This window comes from Arthrobacter sp. HMWF013 (genome assembly GCF_003061105.1).
Lineage (GTDB): Bacteria > Actinomycetota > Actinomycetes > Actinomycetales > Micrococcaceae > Arthrobacter.
On the sequence record NZ_QAIQ01000444.1, the window covers coordinates 1 to 2,285 of the forward strand.

Consider the following 2,285-nt stretch of genomic DNA (forward strand, 5'->3'; position numbering starts at 1 on the left):
CTGCTGCCAGGGGAGGCGGGCCTCCCGCCGTACCTCCGGGCCGCCATCGCGTTGTCCGGCCCCGTGCTGTGATGGCTACTGCGGGCTGACCGGCAGCGGCGGGAGTGCTGTTTCATGCAGCCACGGGTGCAGCAGGGCCTCTGAGTCCAGGCCTGTGGTCCGGTCAGCAGCGAGAATGAATCCTGCGGTGGAGACCGAACCGTGGCGGTTGGCGCCCGTCCAGTCCTGCAGCAGGGCAAAAAAGGCGAGGTCGCCGCACCGAAGCCGCAGGGCGTGGAGGGCCAGGGCTCCCCGCTTGTAGACGCGGTCATCGAACATCAGCTCCGGCCCCGGATCGCCAACGGTGATGTCCTGCCGGCCGGCGGCCAGCTTCCGCCAGGCCGCGGCAGCGCGCTGCGCGACCGGAAGGACGCCTGCTTCCTCGGACCAGATCCACTCCGCGTAGCAGGCGAACCCCTCATGAAGCCAGATATCAGCCCAGGACGCTGCGGTCAGGGAGTTCCCGAACCACTGGTGCGCCAGCTCGTGGGCGATCAGCCGCTGGGATTCCCAATCCTGCTCCAGATGGTTCCGGCCGAAGATGGACAGGGTCTGCGCCTCAAGCGGAATCTCAAGTTCGTCCTCGGTGACCACCACCGTGTATTCCGGGAAAGGGTAGGGCCCGAAACAGTTGGTGAAGGTGAGCATCATCTCCCGCTGCCTTGCCAGGCCCTGGCGGGCCGAATCGGCCAGCATCGCCGGAACAGCTACGAACTGCGGCACGTGTCCGTCCAAAGAGGGGCCAGCCAGGGTCAGAAATTCGTAGCGGCCGATCTGGGCGGTTGCAAGGTAAGTGGCCATGGGCTCGGCCTGCTCGTAGACCCAGGTCTCGCGGCTTGCCCGGCTGGTGTGCGAGATCAGCTCTCCGTTACAGACAGCGCGGTAGTTGGCGTCGGTGGTGACACTGATCCGGTAGCTGGCCTTATCCCGCGGGTGGTCGTTGCAGGGGAACCAGGACGCGGCGCCGTTGGGCTGGCCGGCCACCAGGACGCCGTCGGTAAGCTCCTCCCAGCCCACTTCTCCCCAGAGCCCGCGGCGGGGAGCGGGGCTGCCTTCATACCGGATGTCCAGGGTGAAGTGTTCGCCGGCCGGCAGGGCGGCATCAGGGACGATCACCAGCTGTTCGGCGCGCTGGCTGAACTTGCGCACCCTCCGGCCGCCGAGCTGGATCTTGGTGGCGCGGAGTCCGGCCAGGTCCAGCACCAGTGCAGCGGTGGGGTACTGGGTGACGGCGTGCAGGACCGCGCGCCCGCTCAGGCGGTTGGTGCTGAGCTTGTAATCAAGATCCAGCTCATAACGGCTGACGCGGTACGCATTCGTGCCATGGCCGGGCATGTAGGGATCAGGTGCGGCGGCCGCTTGCTCCGGGGTGAACACGGGGCCCGCCGCCGTACTCGGGCTTGGTGCAGTGGAACTCATAAGACTGTCTTTCCTTGCAGGAATGGCGGGGCAGTTGGAACGCTATTTTGGCTTCGCGGCAGGGGACGCGGGGCCGCTCCAGGGGCTCACCGGGTTGCCCATCCAGTACGTGGACGCAGGAACGGATTCACCCCGCATGACCAGCGACGCGGGGCCCACTGTTCCACCGCTGCCAATGCTTGCCTGCGGAAGGATAACGCCGTGAGGACCCATGGTGGCTCCATCTTCGAGCGTAACAGTGTCCAGGCTCATCACCCGGTCATGGAACAGATGGGTCTGGACCACGCAGCCCCGGTTGACCGTGGAGTTCCGTCCCAGGCTCACCAGATCCGCTTCAGGAAGCCAGTAGCTTTCGCACCAGGTACCGCGGCCGATCCGTGCGCCGAGCGCCCGGAGCCACCAGACCAGGGCCGGCGTGCCGCTGGCGGCGCGGGCAAACCAGTAGGCGCTGACCATCTCGATGAAGGTGTCCACCACTTCATTGCGCCAGATAAATGAACTCCACAGCGGGTGCTCCCCGGCGCGGATCCTGCCCACCAGGATCCATTTGGCGACGACGGCGCTGCCGGCAGCGGCTGCCCCGGCCACGAGCATCACCACGCCGCCCAGGGCTGCGGCAGCCCAGTAGCTGTAGGTGGCAGCCAGCCAGTCCAGGGCCAGCAGCACGCCGACGGCGACCGATACCGTGACCACCACCGGAATGAAACGGCCCAGCTCCCACAGGCTGCGGGCGAATTTAAGCCGTAACGGCGGCTGGTACGTGCGGGTGTCGTCTGAGGCGATGGCCGTGCGCCGGAGCCGCACCGGCGGGCTGCCAAGCCATGATG

General features: G+C 67.0%; 1 protein-coding gene and 1 pseudogene. Both read right to left on the reverse strand.

Annotated features, from left to right (window positions below):
- Nucleotides 1-75 precede the first annotated feature (75 nt).
- On the reverse strand, nt 76-1,458 hold the full coding sequence (locus DBR22_RS16030) for a M1 family metallopeptidase (RefSeq protein WP_108599837.1): 1,383 nt from the start codon (nt 1,456-1,458) through the stop codon (nt 76-78).
- A 42-nt stretch (nt 1,459-1,500) separates the two neighbouring features.
- Nucleotides 1,501-2,285: pseudogene (locus tag DBR22_RS24655) on the reverse strand (amino acid adenylation protein); the annotation flags it as partial.